Genomic DNA, 14,560 nt, shown 5'->3' with positions numbered 1-14,560 from the left:
AATCACCTCCTTAAGTGGTTGTTAATGGTAAATTAATAAAACTTCACTACTTTATTCTCTGAAACATTTCTGTATTGCTTCGGTGTCATATGAACATACTTCTTAAAGCTCCGAATAAAGTTTGAATTGGTGATGAAACCAACGCGCTTTGAAATGTCCTTAACTGTCATATCCGTATTGATTAGTAATTTCTTTGCTTCGTGGATTCTCCTTTGCTGAATATATTGTTGGACAGTTAACCCAAATTCACGTTTAAAAAAATGACATAAGTAAAATTTATTAATATGTAAATTTTTTGCAACAACATCTAAACTCCAAGTTGTATCCCAAACTGAATTTAATTCTTTTAATACATTTTCAAGCATGGTTACTTTTTCCGTGGAACAACTTGGTAAGAGAACGTTGTTTGAAGGGGATTTGATTTCTCGACAAATAAACAAACATAACTCAAATAAATAAAGTTCAATGGCTTGTTTTTGCCCCCAATACTCTTCATGTTCATATTCATCTAACAGCCTTTCCATGATTTGTTGAAATTGCTGAGCTTCCAATGGCGAGAATTGCAATAAGTGGTGAGGATGTGGCAGATTTTCAAGAAAAAGCTGTAACTCACTAAGAAAGTCATTTTTGTTTTTAAAAAAATCATTTCTAAACTGGAGAACCATTCGTTCATAAGGAACGTCATTGTTTGCGTGAACTTTATGTAATTCATCTGACTTAAAGAATAAAACCTGCCCTTTGGTCATATGATAAACTTTTTCCTCAAATATGTATTGGGCTTCTCCCTTTGTCATCCAAACAATTTCATAGCCAGGATGTGAATGAAAATGAACAGGTATTTTGTAGTCATCTTTTAACACGATCGAAAAACTTTTACGTTCGCATAGCAATTCTTGTTGATTACTCACATCCTTTCCCTCCTAACTTAACTTATATTAATTTAAGAAAGCGATTACAAAAGCAATGGTAACATGAATAAATTAGAAAACATATCCTATAATTGTTCTAAATGTGTGCAAATATTGCTCTATTATTTTCACGGAAAATATATAAATAGGTAAGAAAACATTTAGATTATAAAAATAATTGATTAAAAGAGTTTCTTTAGAACCACAACAAGAGTCCTGGTTTTTTGCTTTGAAAACGATGATGTCAAACAGCAATAAAATAGTCCTATTTTCTAACGATGCCCTAAATATTCCTAAACAAGATTTTTATATTGTACTTCAACTCTGACTTCAAGATTTATCCAGTTTTTTATGCGCAGCATTTAGTCTGTTACTTCTCTTTCAAAAATAATTTCAAAATATGAGGACGAACCGGAGCCTCGAGTACTCGGGGCAAATATTTGAACAAGTCTCCAACCTTTTTTGGCATGTTGATGAGTCAACTCTTGATATTCTTTTTTTGGACTTGAACTCCAAGTACTTAATTCGATTCTTTCAAACTTATATTCGAACATTTTGCATCCCTCCCTCTTTGTATATGTTTATGAATAATTACAAGCTATGCTTAAATAAATTATTTTTATAAAGGTTAATGGAATTCTTTTGATAAAAATGAGATAATTTCAAGGTAGGTTTTGTTAAGATGACAGTCTACTAAAATATAATGTAGGAAGAAGGCATACGATATGAAGCTTGAACAGGGTATGAAGTTTTTGTTGATTGGTGATTCTATTACAGATTGCGAACGAGCTAAGCCTGAAGGCGAAGGTTTATTTGGCGCATTAGGTAAGGGGTATGTAGCTTTCGTTGATGCACTTTTGCAATCAGTTTATCCAGAGTTAGGTATTCGTACCGTTAATAAAGGAATTAGTGGTAACACAGTTCGAGATTTAGAAAAGCGTTGGCAAGAGGATGTAGTAGACCAACAACCAGATTATTTATCTATCATGATCGGAATTAACGATGTATGGCGCCAGTATGACACACCCTTTATTAAGGATTATCACGTGTATATCGACGAATACAAGGAAACGCTTGAAGCATTGATTAAGAAGACCAAACCGCTTGTAACAGGACTCGTTCTGATGACTCCTTTCTACCTTGAAAGCAATGAGAAGGATGCGATGCGCCATACAATGGATCAATATGGTGAGGTTGTCAAACAACTAGCAGAAAAGTATGATTGTCTTTTTGTTGATACACAAGAAGCCTTTAATATTATTTTGAAAGAACTCTATTCAGCGACCTTAGCATGGGATCGCGTCCATCCAACTGCTACCGGTCACATGGTTTTGGCTAGAGTGTTATTAAAAGAGTTGGGGTTTGACTGGAATAAATCTTGAAGAGAAATTCTTTTCCATTCTGAATTACCTCTCTAAAAGCTTACATATCTCTTTAATTAGTTACTTAACATCGTGATAATTATCTCTTAAATAGAATGTTTATTGGGGCTCATAAAGAGGTATGGGACTAATAAGAACAAAGAAATAATCATATCACCAAAGGAGCTGATTAAGATGTCATCGTGGTTAGGCATTCTTTTAGGGATTATCGTGCTTGTGATTATTGTTTTTATTGTTACTTCTATGAAAAAGAAACGGTCAGCAACATCAGATGAAGTGGTTGACCCAGAAAGAACTTGTAAGCATTGCCAAGGGGTCCTCCCGAATCAATATGATAAATCACTATGTCCTCACTGTAATGGGTTCTTGATGTAAAAAAGATTAAAATTCTGAAAAATGTATGCGTTTACAGCTAGAATCTTTAGTATATGAGTCTAGATAATAACTAGTGTCCTACCATTAATATAGTAGGACACTAGTTATTTAATGAATTTATCTCTTGTTTAAGAATCATCTAATGATAGCGAAGCCGCACCAAGTAGGAAACCTCAATTTCCTACTTGGTGCGGCTATAGTGTTATGTTTTTTTCGCTGGGGTATCAGAAATCTTCCCTAAGAAGAAACCGTCAACTTCACTTAACTTGCCTCTCCACAGAATTTTTCCTCTGGAAGGTGTAGGCTTACTGTCACCACAATATACTTTTGTGTTTTTTAAATGGATAAAATAAGCTTCAACATCGTCTTGCGCCTCAAATTCATCTCCTGCCTTAGTAAGTCGGTCACTTAGCTTCTGAGCAATCTCACTGCCATCTTCAAAGGACTCGCTAAGTATATCAAAATATTCCTTAGCCGATACCAACGTACCTGTAATAACCGCACCTTTGACATTTAATGAGATGTCTAATGAAAAATCATATTTGTTTGCTGCTTGCACAAAAAACTCAAGGATATTATCTTTTGCTGGACTCGGATCATTACTCATTTTCACTTCTCCTTCCGTTATTTATTAAGAAGATGTGTCATCATCACTTGAGAGAGTGGTGTCGTCACCTTCATTTTCCTCATCTTCGTTTGAGGAACTTTTTGATTTTGAGGACTTCTCGGCAGAGCTATTCTTTTTTCTTTTTGTTCTGTTAGATTTTGCACTCGTGTTATTTTTCTTTGTTTTCTCCTCCTCTTCTCCTTCGTTGTCATCTTGATCGTCTTCCTCGTCGCTTTCGTCCTCTTTCTTTTCGTCTTCAGATTCTTCTTTTGGCTCACTTTCTTCTTCATCATTATTGTTTTGGGTAAGTTTTGTAAGCATCTCTTCTAAACGTCCTAGACGATCGTTCAGATTTTCATTTTCTTCTTTTAAAGATTCTTCTTCTGTGTTTGACTCCAGACTTGTTTCCGTCTCAGTATTCTCCTCTTGTTCTTCTGAGTCGTCGTCTTTATTAAATAGGTTTAAAGCGGAATTTTTAATTGAACCAGCTGCTTTTTTAGACTTTTCTTTAGCAGATTGACCAAATTCCATTCCTTTGCTTTTTAATTTATCTCGATCAATTTTCTCCATAAGCTTTTTCCCATTCTCAGGAGTAGCTAAATAGCCAACTGCAGCGCCGATTATTCCCCCTGTTACTGACCTTTTTAGTGGACTACCATAGTCTTTATTTTCATTGTTTGTCGCTTTTTCCTCTGTTTGATTTTCTACATTTTTAGTTTCTGCCATTGTAAAAACCTCCTAGGATTAGTTTGAAATCTTTTTTCATTTATACGGTTTTTGTATCAAATTTCTTTTCAAGAGATTCAAGTCTCTCAAGTAGTTTTTGATTCACTTCTTCGAGATTTTTCGTGTTGTTCTCAACAGCTTTAGAACTTAAGTACGGATCCGTTTCCCACCAATCCATGCCAATTTCTTTCGCTTTATCAACAGATGCGACAATTAAACGTATCTTAATCGTTAACAGTTCAACATCAGCGATTCCTACTGTGATATCTCCTGCAATCACGACCCCTTTGTCTAATATTTTCTCTAACACATCTACAATCGTACTTGATTGCATGGAATGCTCGACTGTCATTAAGAGGCCCTCCTTGGATTTTGAATTAAAGTAAGCTTCCTAAAGGCCCAAGGTCAATATTTAAGTCCTCTGCATCAAGACCAAAAACTTCCTTTAACTCATCCATTTTTTCTTCAAGATTCATTAAAGCTTCACCTAGTTTTTCGATTTGTTCGTCTGATAAATTTCCACCTTCTACCCGTCGAATGGCATGCTTCTCGACGATTTGTCTCAGCAACTCAATGACGGTTAAAACTAGCTGTGCTAATCCATGTTCAGCTTTTTCAGGGTCTAAGTTAATTCTTCCACTTGTTGGGTTGGCCGGTTGCATCAATTAGCTCCTCCCTTTGTTTATCAAAATTCACTGAAGATACTGTTTGCTCATTTTCTTGCTGAGCTTGAACTAGAGATTCTACCGAAGCAATTAAAACTCGTAAATCTAAGTACACTAAGTCAACTCCAGCAATGGAAATGATTAAATCAGCTTTTATCGCTACGCCCTTATCTAGGATGACATCTAAAATATCAATAAGCGCGATGTCCTTGTTTTCAACCGATTCTCTTAAAGACATATAGTGTCTCCCTCACTTAGGAAAAACTAGAAAAGTGGTACGCTGGCCAAGGACCTGTTACCTCAAATTGCCAACCCATTTCTTGCATTTCCTTTTCATATCGTTGGATTTGTTCTAAGAAAGTCTCTACCTGTGCCTGTGGGATAAGATAAACACCATTCCAAGTCATATTTTCTTTTTTTCCAGTCATGTTTTTACCCCAATTTTTTTTGCTGTTTCCTTGAAGAACAAACTTTTTCAAGTGCGAATCAATTTTTTCACTTATTCGGTTCTTTTCTTCTTCAAGTTCCGATTCAATTAACTTATCTAACTTCTTTTTTTCAAAAAATTGTCTTCCTTTAGGTAATTCATTTATTTCAATTCTCTTCGCTTCGATAGAAGGATTGTTCTTGCTAATCTGTTTTTTAAGTAATGAATCATCACAGTACATTTTTACATTCCATTCTTCATTTCCATCTAATAAAGAAAATGTATTTTCCATTTTTGCTTTATTTGACTGCACTGCGTTTATTAAGCTCTCCTGATTTTTGTATAACGTACAAAACTTTAATGGAATGATTGTGAACATCTTTGATAAATTCAGGACTGTTTCATGATGATGAAAAGCTTTTTCTTGAAGCCATTCCATATCATTTTCAACTTTATCCTTGATTATATCTTCAGAATAATTATCTGAAGGAAGGTTACAAACAACCGCTGTGCTATTTTCTATAGGAATGGTGTAAATGTCACCATCTCCTTCAAACCCCTTAAAGGAAGGTAGGGATTGATTAGTTGTTTCATCTGTTGGAATTAAGCCGTATAAGTAAAGTAAATTACTCATTTTTCTTACCTCATTTCTTCTTGGTCATCTGCTCCCATTGTTCCATTTCTAAACGTTTTGCTACTTCATAGCGCATTAGTAATTCTTCTTCTTTATTTTTATAGGCTTCTTCCGGAATTTCTCCAAGCTCATACATCATCTGCAATTGAATTAGTTTTTGTTGAATGGTGGGAAGGTCATATAATTCTTTGTCTGCCTCTTCTTTCACCTTTTCTCCGATTTTTATGACTAAATTAATCGGTGCAGAGATTAATTTATGGATCATTAGGCATTCTCAACTGTTAGTCTGATATTGACAAAGTTATAGGCTGGCCAAGGTCCACTATAATTAAAATCGACCTTATCCTTCCAACTGTCATGCGCTTCGTTTACTTTCTGGTCAAATTCTTCTTCCTTGTCTCGGTCGATTAAGAAGGAGGCATTTAATAGCATTTTTTCCCCGATTGGATCATTTGCTTTTGATGCTTCGGCAACCTCTTTTAATGGCTCAAATAATTCCTGCTTTACTTCTTTTTGCAAGGAGGTAAAGAGTTTCTGAGCCACTCCACCTAGTTGAATTCGTTCATAATAGCTAGCTGCTTCGGACTTCCCTCGGACGGCTTCTGCCATCTTTTCAACCTCGGCATTCTCACTAACAAGAGATTCTAACCACTCTTTTTTTCCAATTACCTTTAATCCTACTTCAATTTTTCCTTTAATTTCTGGAAACAGTTTTTTGAACTGTGGATATAGGTTTTCGAGTAGAACCCCTACGTCCTCTTTTGATTGAAATACATTGCCAAAACTAACAGGAATGACAGTATCATTCTGCTCCACCACAAGAGAAACTGTTTTTTGATGCATCATTAAGTTTTCTTTATTAGGATGGTAGATTTTCATTGGCACTTCAGCTGCAACAATTGCTGCATCTTTAAAGCGGATGGTAAAAAGTTTTCTTTTCTCGCCTTCGAATTCAATTTCACCAAATTCATCATTCGTGTCTGTTTGAATCCCGCAAAATATATAAATACCTGTATTCTCATCCTGGCTCATGGTCAATCTCTCCTTTTATTCCCGAATAACCTTCATATTCTTGCAAGCTTTTCTAATTAACTCTTCTGCTGTTTGTACTGGTTGATTTGAGTCGATACATCGACTTAATTGATGAGTTAATATGTCAATAGCTAAACGTACAAAGTCACTATCGTCTCCATCAATGGGAATATCTTCTTCCTTAGCTAATTTCGCAATCATCAATGAAGCTCGTAAGCTTGGACCGCCATCCTCTTTGCATGCTTTGCGTAAGTCAGATACAAGCGTCGTGATTGCTTTGGCTTCATACTCTTCCATGTCTACTTTTTCTGAAACAATCCTTGTTTCTCGGTCGATGTCTTTGTAATCAACATAGAGCGTAATTAACCGATCGAGTAATGCATCCTGTGTTTGATAAACGCCAGCATATTCTTCAGGATTGCTAGTAAATATGACGGAAAAATCAGGGTGAACCCGGACAAATGGTTCAGTCAATTTTGAACCATATAGAGGAAGAATGCCTTCTTCTAAAATGGATAAAAAGATATTATTTGTCGTTGGTTGCGACCTAGTAAACTCATCGTAAACAAGCGTATATCCGTTCTTAACAGCCTCTAGCAAACGTCCGTCTCTCCATGTACCGCTCACACTTTCATCCTTTTTATAAACCGAACGAATATAGTTATCAACAACCTTTTTACTCGTATATCCAGTAAAGTCGCCAATTAAATCTTTATTGTTTAATTCATGGTTACCATGGATGAGCATAACTGGCTTTTTTCTTTTTTTAGCTAGGGCGAGAGCTAGCGAGGTCTTTCCTGCTCCAGACGGACCTGTGAAATGAATGGGATAACCCGCTTTTGCGTATTGTAAAGAGCGAGAAAGTAAATCTTTTGTCTGTTCGTCTTGAATTAGTAATCTAGCATCCTTTTTAAACATTTCTTTAATGACCGTCACTCTTTTCCCTCCTACTCACCACGTCCTACATTTCTTGACCGATAGCACTTCTATAACGAATATCACGTCTTTTAAAAGAGATGACTTCCTTTTCTTGATTAAGATAGACGTCATATACCCCTAGCATTTCGTCTTTTGCATATTTTTTCATGTATTCTTTTTCTTCAATAACTTCAACAGTTAGCTTCCAACCCTCGTTATCGATGCCTTCAACGGAAGTGATTTTATGAATTGGTGCGACATGTTCATTAAAGAAGTCAGCAACATTACTCATGATTTTTTTTATTTCCATAATGCCCTCCCACTAAATATAGGATGGCAAGTCAGGGTTTGTTGTAACCCCGACTACATCCTGAACTGCGCCTAGATACTAAAGCTTGCATTTCTATCATTTTGGTTGGATGGTAGGCCGTTTTCCTCAACTTCATCTCGAAGTAAGCCAACCGCTTCGGCATAACGTAACCAAGTATCGACACTCGCAATAACAACTCTTGCCTCTACCGTTAATATTTCTATACCTACAACAGATACTCTTACAAAAGCATCAATCACAATTCCCTTATCCAAAATTCGGTCAATAACCTCTGCTAAACTAGAACTATCTGTACTTTTTTGAACTGACATTTTTCTCATTCTCCTTCCGCATTCTTATTTAGGAACTCATCGTTTTAATGTTATTTGACGATTTGATATTCTTTGAGCTCTTAATATTAGTAGAACTCTTAATATCGGTTGCACCTTTAATGTTTCTAACACCCTTCACTTTCCGTTGCTCATTATCATTCGTAGATGAAGAGACCTTTTCTTGGAATTCCTCACCAGCTTCTACCACTTTACCTATCTTATCTCGAGCAGTAAGCAACACATCTTGTGTAATTTCTTTTGCTTTTTCGGCTTTGCTATGGACATTATCAGCATTTTCGTTTTTGGCGTTCTCTAATTTTTTTGCAGCTTCATTCGCTTTATCTTGTACATTCTCAACAAACTTATCTTTCGTTTTATCGATTATTGTTTCTTTTACTTGTTCCTTTATGGGTTCAGGAGTATGTTCAGCTACGGTTTTAGCAGCTTTCCCTACTAACTTTTTAACGGGCTTATCCATTAAGTACCCCCTCTGGAATCATCGAGATTGTCCTTACGATTTCTTTGAATCTACTAGTTCGTTTAACATGTCTTCAATTTTATCAAGGCGATTACTTAAGTTTTTGTTATCTTCTTTAATCTCGTTGTACTGAGAGGAATCCTTTTCATTCTTAGAAGTGCTTTCCTCATTCTTTTCATCCTGTTTCTTCAAATGCCCTAATAGACCTCCCTCAGACTTACTCATGTAACTAGAGGCCGTTTGACGAATACTATTAACTGCTTGTTCTGTAAAAATTTCTTGTGCGGTTCTTTTTAATTCTTTCCCAGCAACTCTCATCACTTCAGATTCACTTAAACTTTTCATGAATTTCTTGCTCGTCCCAGGGCTAGATAGTAATCCGATACCAGCTCCTAAAACGCCCCCAATGATGGCTAAATTCATAGAGTGATTCGTATCACTTGCTTCTTCATTTTGTTTAGTCTCTTCTTTATGTTCTTCCTTCTCTTTGACTGTCATCTTCTTAGACCTCATCTCTGTAATTTTTTTATTCTTTTATCTTATTTTAGAAACTAAATTGCGGATTAGAATTGTCTTCTCTACTGGCAAGACCTTCTTCTTCCACTTCATCTCTGAGGAGTCCGACTGCTTCGGCATAACGCAACCATGTATCGACACTTGCAATGACTACTCGAGCTTCAACTGTCAAAATTTCAATCCCAACGAGTGAAACCCTAACAAAAGCGTCAATGACTATACCTTTGTCTAAGATTCTATCAATTACTTCAGCCAGGCTAGAACTATCTGTGCTTTTTTGAATACTCATTTGCTTTCCCTCCTCTCATAACGTTATGTAGTTAACTTGGGTTGTTAAGTGACTAGCTAATTTTTTATTTTGTTTAATGAATCTATACCATTAAAAAACAAAATTAAAACAGAGATTTTTTAACAATAGAGAGTTGTTGTTAAAAATTAGCAAAAAAATACTCTCTTATTTAACTTTGAAATATTTAAAACATATAAGTAGCTTGGTTTTTTCGGGATTTAAAATTAAAACATTACATATATTAAAATAGTGTTACATCTTAAAGAAGTTTAAGAGAACATGATTTTCGAGGATAATAACTAGAGATTCGCATTGTTTTTAGAACGCTATGAGTCGGTTTTTCATAGCCTTCGGAGCCATTGCAGCTTCTTTGAAGAACGAAAAGGATTCGTTTAAAAAACGCAAAAAAAGACAGGAAAAAGTTCCTGTCTCTTATACTTACTTAATTATGAAAATTTGTACCATCAGTCACTGCTTTGATAACTCCAGCTCGGACGACAAAGTTACCAAAATGCTCGCCTTCCTCACGTTCTTTTGCATAACGAGAAAGAAGTACACGTAATTCACTTAAAATCTCGCCTTCTCCAATGTTCTCACGGTACATTTTGCTTAGGCGACTTCCATCAAACGCAGCTCCAAGGTACATGTTGTATTTACCTGGTGCTTTGCCGATAAAGCCAATCTCACCGAGGGTAGGACGGGCGCAACTGTTTGGACAACCAGTCATGCGGATCGTAATTTCTTTATCACGCAGCCCGGTTTCATCGACAATTGTTTCGATTTTATCGAGCAAAACAGGTAAATAACGTTCTGCTTCAGCCATCGCAAGTCCACAGGTTGGAAAGGCTACACATGCTAATGAGCTTCGACGAATGGCTGAAGAGTGCTTACCATCAGTTAAGTGATATTGTTCGATTAATTCATTAATTTTTTTCTTTTTCTTACTAGTGACATTGGCAATGACTAAATTTTGGTTTGCAGTCAAACGAAAATCGCCTGTATGGATTTTCGCAATCTCGCGTAGCCCTGTCATTAGCTTGTAATCATCAAAATCAGCGATTCGTCCACCTTGAACAAATAAAGTATAGTGCCAGCTTCCTTTAACACCCTTTACCCAACCGTAACGGTCCCCATTATCTTCAAAATGAAACGGCTTTGCTTCTTTTAAACTCCAACCTAGACGATTTTCAAGTTCCGTTTTAACTGTTTCAAGCCCAAGACGATCTACTGTGTATTTGAATCGTGCATTTTTTCGAACCGAACGGTTTCCATAATCCCGTTGAATGGTAATAATTTTTTCAGCCACATCATAAATTTGTTCTGGTGTACAGAATCCAATGACTTTGGCAAGTTGTGGGTACGTTTCTTTATCGCCATGTGTCATCCCCATGCCACCGCCAATAGCCACGTTAAAGCCAATTAACTTGCCTTCCTCCACTATAGCAATGTACCCCAAATCTTGGGAGAAAACATCAATATCATTTGATGGTGGAACAGCCATACCAATTTTAAACTTACGTGGCAAATAAAGCGGGCCGTACATTGGTTCTACGTCATCAACTTCGGGCGTAGAAATTACTTTTTCTTCATCTAACCAAAGTTCGTGATAGGCTCTTGTACGTGGTAATAAATCATCGCTTAATTGTTTCGACCATTTGAATACTTCTGAATGTATCTCGGATTGATGCGGGTTTGGGTTACACATCACATTTCGATTTACATCTCCACAGGCCGCAATGGTATCGAGTAGGGAGGCATGAATTTCTTGTATGGTTTTTTTCATATTCCATTTTAAGATGCCATGCATTTGAAACGCCTGACGTGTTGTTAATTTCAATGTGCCATTACCGTAATTTTGAGCTAATTCATCCATTACAAGCCACTGCTTTGGAGTTGAGACTCCGCCCGGCGTACGGACACGTAGCATGAATTGATAAGCTGGTTCTAGCTTTTGTTTTTGACGTTCGTTGCGAAGATCACGGTCATCCTGCAAATAGCTGCCGTGAAACTTCATCAACCGGTTGTCATCATCGGAAATCCCTGAGCTGATGCGTTCCAACATCGTTTCTCCAAGTGTACCACGCAAATAATTACTTCGTTCTTTTATGCCCTCAACGTCACTCGGTGGGCCTTCTGGTGCTTTTAATATTTTATTGACCATGTTGATAAAACTCCCTTCGACCAAAATCAGTAAACATCACGCTGGTAACGTTTCTGCTGTTGCATATCGGCAAGATACGCTTCTGCTTTTTCACGACTCAAGCCACCTTCTTTTTCAATAATTTCAAGAAGAGTGTGATGAACGTCATGAGCCATATTCTTTTCATCGCCACAAATGTAAACGACTGCTCCTTCTTGAAGCCATTCGAATACTTCATTGCTCTGTTCAAGCATGCGGTTTTGAACATATACTTTTTCATTCGTATCACGAGAAAATGCGACATCCATTTTTGTTAACGCGCCATCTTTCAGCGCCTTTTGCCATTCAGTTTGATAAAGGAAATCTGTCACAAAATGTTGTTCTCCAAAGAATAACCATGATTTTCCTTCTGCCCCAGTTTCTTCCCTCTCCTGTATAAAAGAACGGAAAGGCGCAATGCCCGTCCCAGGTCCGACCATAATAATCGGTGTATCGGGGTTAGGTGGCAGTTTAAAGTTTTGGTTATGTTGAATATATACAGGCAGAGTATCACCTGGTTCTAGTCGCTCAGCACATAAAATGGAGCAAACACCATTGCGCTCGCGACCACTTGTTTCATACCTAACTGCACCGATTGTAAGATGCACTTCATCTGGATTGGCAGATAAACTGCTCGCAATTGAATACAAACGAGCTGGGAGTTTACGGAGATTGGAGATAAACTCTTGCGGTGAAGTACTCCAAGGACCATAATCACGAACCAAATCAAGCAAGTCACGCCCGTTTATATAGTCTTTAACTTTTTCCCCATTAGCTAATAACTCTTTCAACTCTTCGTTTGCTGAGAGTGTACCGAGCTTCTCTAAAAGTGGTTTTGTTAATACCGTTATTTCAAAGTGAGTTATAAGCGCTTCTTTTAAAGGGAGAACGTCTCCTTCTTTATTAATTGTTACCTTTTCTTCCGCATTCCATTTCATTTCCGTAAGAAGCAACTCTACAAGATCCGGATCATTCTCAGGATAGACACCAAGACTATCTCCGGGTTCAAAGGTGAGACCAGATCCTTCTAAAGATAACTCAAGATGACGAGTCTCTTTATTAGACCCTCGACCGTTCAAATTTATATTCTCTAACACTTCTGCTTTAAACGGGTTCGTTCTAGAATACACGGATCCATTTACTTGCGTCGATGCGGTAACAGTAGGAGCAACACTACTCGCTTGTGTTACATTAAACGATTCAATGACGCCTTCCACCCATTCAGATACTTGCTCATCAAAATCAAGGTCACAGTCAACGCGTGGAGTAAGTCGTGTACCTCCAAGTTCTTCTAGTCTTTCGTCAAATTCTTTTCCTGTTTGACAGAAAAATTCATAGGAACTATCACCAAGGGATAATACAGAAAACCTGAAATTATCAAGCTTTGGCGCTCTTTTGCCATGAAGAAACTCATGGAATGATAACGCATTATCAGGAGGATCGCCTTCTCCATGAGTACTCACCACGATAAGTAGGTTTTCCAACTTTTTCAAATTATTTGGTTTGAAATCATTCATAGATGAGACATTTACTTTAAAACCAAGGTCTCCTAGGGTCTTACCTGTTTTTTCTGCAATCCCCTGTGCGTTACCTGTCTGTGATCCGTATAGAATGGTTACTTCTTTTGAAATCGATTGCTCAGTGCTTTGAACAGGAAGTTCTGCACTTTGCGATTCTGGTGTTTCAGTTACCATAGTTGCTTGAGATGCAGCGAGATAACCACTGATCCATACTTTTTGTGATTCTGTTAAACTTGGTAAAAGTTGATTAAGGAGTTCTACCTGTTCTTGATTAAACGGACTATTCATAACCTGCAATTGCAAAAAAATCCACCTCACAAAGGAATCCTACATTCAGGACATCTTATTATTTCATTGATTGTTTCAATTTACTTACCACTTACTAATTATATATTAATTTATTTAATCGTATCTCCATTATTCATATGAGTCAAATTGCTTTTACTTATATCAATCATATAAAAAACTTATGATGGGAATTTACCTGAACGATTTTAATGATGATTGGAAATGTTCCCTCTACTGTCAAGTTGGATATTTAGGGTAAAAAAGTTTCTCTAGCTTATATTTTGCTGAATCACTATGTTTTATTTCTATGTATAAAAGGTAAACAACCAATAAGAGGTGATATTAATGGTAAATGAAGATAAAGCTAAAAAGAAACCAAGAGAGAAAAAAAACATGGACCACCCAGAACAATATCCAACAGAAAAAGAAAGCCTATTTGACCAGTTTGAAAGTCAACAAAATGTTGACCCCATTCCAATGGAAGATTTAAAAATAGAGCGGCGTGAGGAAAAAGAAAAACATAAAACAAAAAATGAGTCTTCAAGTGAAAATAAGTACAAGTAATAGAATCCCGTATAGCTATGTCAGAAGATTGAGGATAATCCCCTCAATCTTTTTATTTTTCACTCTCCTAAAAAGATACCAAAGCGAATATTTCAGCCTGAATTGTTGATACTAAACTAAAATAACTACTATAGGAGAATCAATATATGACTCATAAAACGAATCATCGTAAAAATCATTTAAACAAAGCATACAGCATTAGCCAAGAACTCGAAGTAGATTCAGATGTGAATGAAGATCCCCGCCGTGAAACGTTACTGGATGAATCGCTTGATGCGTATCTCGATTCAAAAGAAAAAAGCTAAACTGGTGCATTTATGTGCCGCATAGTAGTGAGCAACGTAAATCCTGATACTAAACTCCAAATTATTATTCCCCCCCACGCGTATAAATAAATCCAGACCATAATA

The 14,560-nt window shown here is 36.7% G+C and carries 22 protein-coding genes; 4 read left to right on the top strand and 18 right to left on the bottom strand.

Annotation, left to right across the window (positions count from 1 at the left end; translation table 11 throughout):
- Positions 1–32 precede the first annotated feature (32 nt).
- The gene (locus tag CEF19_RS21910; protein ID WP_100408015.1) at positions 33–908 is read right to left on the bottom strand and encodes an AraC family transcriptional regulator; all 876 of its coding nucleotides are present in this window, start codon (positions 906–908) and stop codon (positions 33–35) included.
- 362 nt (positions 909–1,270) lie between these two features.
- Positions 1,271–1,462, bottom strand: coding sequence for a DUF4177 domain-containing protein (locus CEF19_RS21905; RefSeq protein ID WP_100408014.1), 192 nt, complete (start codon positions 1,460–1,462; stop codon positions 1,271–1,273).
- 171 nt (positions 1,463–1,633) lie between these two features.
- On the opposite strand from CEF19_RS21905, the gene CEF19_RS21900 reads away from it, so the two are divergent.
- Both CEF19_RS21900 and CEF19_RS21895 read left to right on the top strand, forming a co-directional pair.
- Positions 1,634–2,290: an SGNH/GDSL hydrolase family protein gene (locus CEF19_RS21900; protein ID WP_100408013.1), complete on the top strand. Its 657-nt coding sequence runs from the start codon at positions 1,634–1,636 to the stop codon at positions 2,288–2,290.
- 174 nt (positions 2,291–2,464) lie between these two features.
- On the top strand, positions 2,465–2,665 hold the full coding sequence (locus tag CEF19_RS21895) for a hypothetical protein (protein ID WP_100408012.1): 201 nt from the start codon (positions 2,465–2,467) through the stop codon (positions 2,663–2,665).
- Positions 2,666–2,867: 202 nt separating this feature from the next.
- On the opposite strand, the gene gvpU is transcribed toward CEF19_RS21895, so the two are convergent.
- The 16 genes from gvpU to CEF19_RS21815 all read right to left on the bottom strand — a co-directional run bounded on the left by gvpU (position 2,868) and on the right by CEF19_RS21815 (position 13,601).
- Positions 2,868–3,272 (bottom strand): gas vesicle accessory protein GvpU, encoded by a 405-nt coding sequence (gene gvpU, locus CEF19_RS21890; RefSeq protein ID WP_100408011.1) that lies wholly within the window; start codon positions 3,270–3,272, stop codon positions 2,868–2,870.
- Positions 3,273–3,296: 24 nt separating this feature from the next.
- The gene (gene gvpT / locus CEF19_RS21885) at positions 3,297–3,998 is read right to left on the bottom strand and encodes a YtxH domain-containing protein (RefSeq protein ID WP_100408010.1); all 702 of its coding nucleotides are present in this window, start codon (positions 3,996–3,998) and stop codon (positions 3,297–3,299) included.
- 40 nt (positions 3,999–4,038) lie between these two features.
- Positions 4,039–4,350: a gas vesicle protein gene (locus CEF19_RS21880; RefSeq protein WP_100408009.1), complete on the bottom strand. Its 312-nt coding sequence runs from the start codon at positions 4,348–4,350 to the stop codon at positions 4,039–4,041.
- Between the two features lie 25 nt (positions 4,351–4,375).
- Positions 4,376–4,660 carry a gas vesicle protein K gene (locus CEF19_RS21875; RefSeq protein WP_100408008.1) on the bottom strand — a complete coding sequence of 95 codons (285 nt, stop codon included), beginning with the start codon at positions 4,658–4,660 and terminating at the stop codon, positions 4,376–4,378.
- Positions 4,626–4,901 carry a gas vesicle protein gene (locus CEF19_RS21870; protein ID WP_100408007.1) on the bottom strand — a complete coding sequence of 92 codons (276 nt, stop codon included), beginning with the start codon at positions 4,899–4,901 and terminating at the stop codon, positions 4,626–4,628. Before CEF19_RS21870 ends, CEF19_RS21875 begins: the two co-directional genes overlap by 35 nt.
- Positions 4,902–4,917: 16 nt before the next feature.
- Entirely contained in the window at positions 4,918–5,724 is an 807-nt protein-coding gene (locus tag CEF19_RS21865) for a GvpL/GvpF family gas vesicle protein (RefSeq protein WP_100408006.1), read from the bottom strand.
- 10 nt (positions 5,725–5,734) lie between these two features.
- Positions 5,735–5,989: a gas vesicle protein GvpG gene (locus CEF19_RS21860; RefSeq protein ID WP_100408005.1), complete on the bottom strand. Its 255-nt coding sequence runs from the start codon at positions 5,987–5,989 to the stop codon at positions 5,735–5,737.
- Positions 5,989–6,756, bottom strand: a complete 768-nt coding sequence (locus CEF19_RS21855) for a GvpL/GvpF family gas vesicle protein (protein WP_100408004.1) — start codon at positions 6,754–6,756, stop codon at positions 5,989–5,991. Before CEF19_RS21855 ends, CEF19_RS21860 begins: the two co-directional genes overlap by 1 nt.
- Positions 6,757–6,771: 15 nt before the next feature.
- Positions 6,772–7,692, bottom strand: a complete 921-nt coding sequence (gene gvpN, locus CEF19_RS21850; RefSeq protein ID WP_100408003.1) for a gas vesicle protein GvpN — start codon at positions 7,690–7,692, stop codon at positions 6,772–6,774.
- Between the two features lie 25 nt (positions 7,693–7,717).
- The gene (gene gvpO, locus CEF19_RS21845; RefSeq protein WP_100408002.1) at positions 7,718–7,984 is read right to left on the bottom strand and encodes a gas vesicle protein GvpO; all 267 of its coding nucleotides are present in this window, start codon (positions 7,982–7,984) and stop codon (positions 7,718–7,720) included.
- A 71-nt stretch (positions 7,985–8,055) separates the two neighbouring features.
- Positions 8,056–8,316, bottom strand: a complete 261-nt coding sequence (gene gvpJ, locus CEF19_RS21840; protein WP_100408001.1) for a gas vesicle protein GvpJ — start codon at positions 8,314–8,316, stop codon at positions 8,056–8,058.
- Positions 8,317–8,344: 28 nt separating this feature from the next.
- Entirely contained in the window at positions 8,345–8,794 is a 450-nt protein-coding gene (gvpQ, locus tag CEF19_RS21835; RefSeq protein ID WP_100408000.1) for a gas vesicle protein GvpQ, read from the bottom strand.
- 33 nt (positions 8,795–8,827) lie between these two features.
- Positions 8,828–9,292, bottom strand: a complete 465-nt coding sequence (gene gvpT, locus CEF19_RS21830) for a YtxH domain-containing protein (RefSeq protein WP_100407999.1) — start codon at positions 9,290–9,292, stop codon at positions 8,828–8,830.
- Between the two features lie 46 nt (positions 9,293–9,338).
- Entirely contained in the window at positions 9,339–9,599 is a 261-nt protein-coding gene (gene gvpA, locus CEF19_RS21825; RefSeq protein ID WP_100407998.1) for a gas vesicle structural protein GvpA, read from the bottom strand.
- A 442-nt stretch (positions 9,600–10,041) separates the two neighbouring features.
- Positions 10,042–11,760, bottom strand: coding sequence for an assimilatory sulfite reductase (NADPH) hemoprotein subunit (gene cysI / locus CEF19_RS21820; RefSeq protein WP_100407997.1), 1,719 nt, complete (start codon positions 11,758–11,760; stop codon positions 10,042–10,044).
- A 26-nt stretch (positions 11,761–11,786) separates the two neighbouring features.
- Positions 11,787–13,601, bottom strand: coding sequence for an assimilatory sulfite reductase (NADPH) flavoprotein subunit (locus tag CEF19_RS21815; protein ID WP_100407996.1), 1,815 nt, complete (start codon positions 13,599–13,601; stop codon positions 11,787–11,789).
- Between the two features lie 330 nt (positions 13,602–13,931).
- Between CEF19_RS21815 and CEF19_RS21810 the strand changes: the two genes are divergently transcribed.
- Positions 13,932–14,150: a hypothetical protein gene (locus CEF19_RS21810; protein ID WP_100407995.1), complete on the top strand. Its 219-nt coding sequence runs from the start codon at positions 13,932–13,934 to the stop codon at positions 14,148–14,150.
- 146 nt (positions 14,151–14,296) lie between these two features.
- The gene (locus CEF19_RS23390; protein ID WP_157801056.1) at positions 14,297–14,455 is read left to right on the top strand and encodes a hypothetical protein; all 159 of its coding nucleotides are present in this window, start codon (positions 14,297–14,299) and stop codon (positions 14,453–14,455) included.
- Positions 14,456–14,560: the final 105 nt, after the last annotated feature.

Source organism: Bacillus solitudinis, from assembly GCF_002797395.1.
GTDB lineage: Bacteria > Bacillota > Bacilli > Bacillales > Bacillaceae_D > Halalkalibacter_A > Halalkalibacter_A solitudinis.
The sequence above is the reverse complement of the archived record's forward strand: the minus strand, read 5'-3'. Positions and strand labels throughout refer to the sequence as shown.

Bases quoted from the DNA above. Each gene is read 5' to 3' on its own strand.
- CEF19_RS21810 (WP_100407995.1), top strand. From the start codon at position 13,932: ATGGTAAATGAAGATAAAGCTAAAAAGAAACCAAGAGAGAAAAAAAAC.
- gvpQ (WP_100408000.1), bottom strand. From the start codon at position 8,794: ATGGATAAGCCCGTTAAAAAGTTAGTAGGGAAAGCTGCTAAAACCGTA.
- CEF19_RS21865 (WP_100408006.1), bottom strand. From the start codon at position 5,724: ATGAGTAATTTACTTTACTTATACGGCTTAATTCCAACAGATGAAACA.
- gvpA (WP_100407998.1), bottom strand. From the start codon at position 9,599: ATGAGTATTCAAAAAAGCACAGATAGTTCTAGCCTGGCTGAAGTAATT.
- CEF19_RS21880 (WP_100408009.1), bottom strand. From the start codon at position 4,350: ATGACAGTCGAGCATTCCATGCAATCAAGTACGATTGTAGATGTGTTA.
- cysI (WP_100407997.1), bottom strand. From the start codon at position 11,760: ATGGTCAATAAAATATTAAAAGCACCAGAAGGCCCACCGAGTGACGTT.
- gvpT (WP_100407999.1), bottom strand. From the start codon at position 9,292: ATGACAGTCAAAGAGAAGGAAGAACATAAAGAAGAGACTAAACAAAAT.
- CEF19_RS21870 (WP_100408007.1), bottom strand. From the start codon at position 4,901: ATGTCTTTAAGAGAATCGGTTGAAAACAAGGACATCGCGCTTATTGAT.
- gvpJ (WP_100408001.1), bottom strand. From the start codon at position 8,316: ATGTCAGTTCAAAAAAGTACAGATAGTTCTAGTTTAGCAGAGGTTATT.
- CEF19_RS21900 (WP_100408013.1), top strand. From the start codon at position 1,634: ATGAAGCTTGAACAGGGTATGAAGTTTTTGTTGATTGGTGATTCTATT.
- CEF19_RS21875 (WP_100408008.1), bottom strand. From the start codon at position 4,660: ATGCAACCGGCCAACCCAACAAGTGGAAGAATTAACTTAGACCCTGAA.
- CEF19_RS23390 (WP_157801056.1), top strand. From the start codon at position 14,297: ATGACTCATAAAACGAATCATCGTAAAAATCATTTAAACAAAGCATAC.
- CEF19_RS21855 (WP_100408004.1), bottom strand. From the start codon at position 6,756: ATGAGCCAGGATGAGAATACAGGTATTTATATATTTTGCGGGATTCAA.
- gvpO (WP_100408002.1), bottom strand. From the start codon at position 7,984: ATGGAAATAAAAAAAATCATGAGTAATGTTGCTGACTTCTTTAATGAA.
- CEF19_RS21860 (WP_100408005.1), bottom strand. From the start codon at position 5,989: ATGATCCATAAATTAATCTCTGCACCGATTAATTTAGTCATAAAAATC.
- gvpU (WP_100408011.1), bottom strand. From the start codon at position 3,272: ATGAGTAATGATCCGAGTCCAGCAAAAGATAATATCCTTGAGTTTTTT.
- CEF19_RS21905 (WP_100408014.1), bottom strand. From the start codon at position 1,462: ATGTTCGAATATAAGTTTGAAAGAATCGAATTAAGTACTTGGAGTTCA.
- gvpT (WP_100408010.1), bottom strand. From the start codon at position 3,998: ATGGCAGAAACTAAAAATGTAGAAAATCAAACAGAGGAAAAAGCGACA.
- CEF19_RS21895 (WP_100408012.1), top strand. From the start codon at position 2,465: ATGTCATCGTGGTTAGGCATTCTTTTAGGGATTATCGTGCTTGTGATT.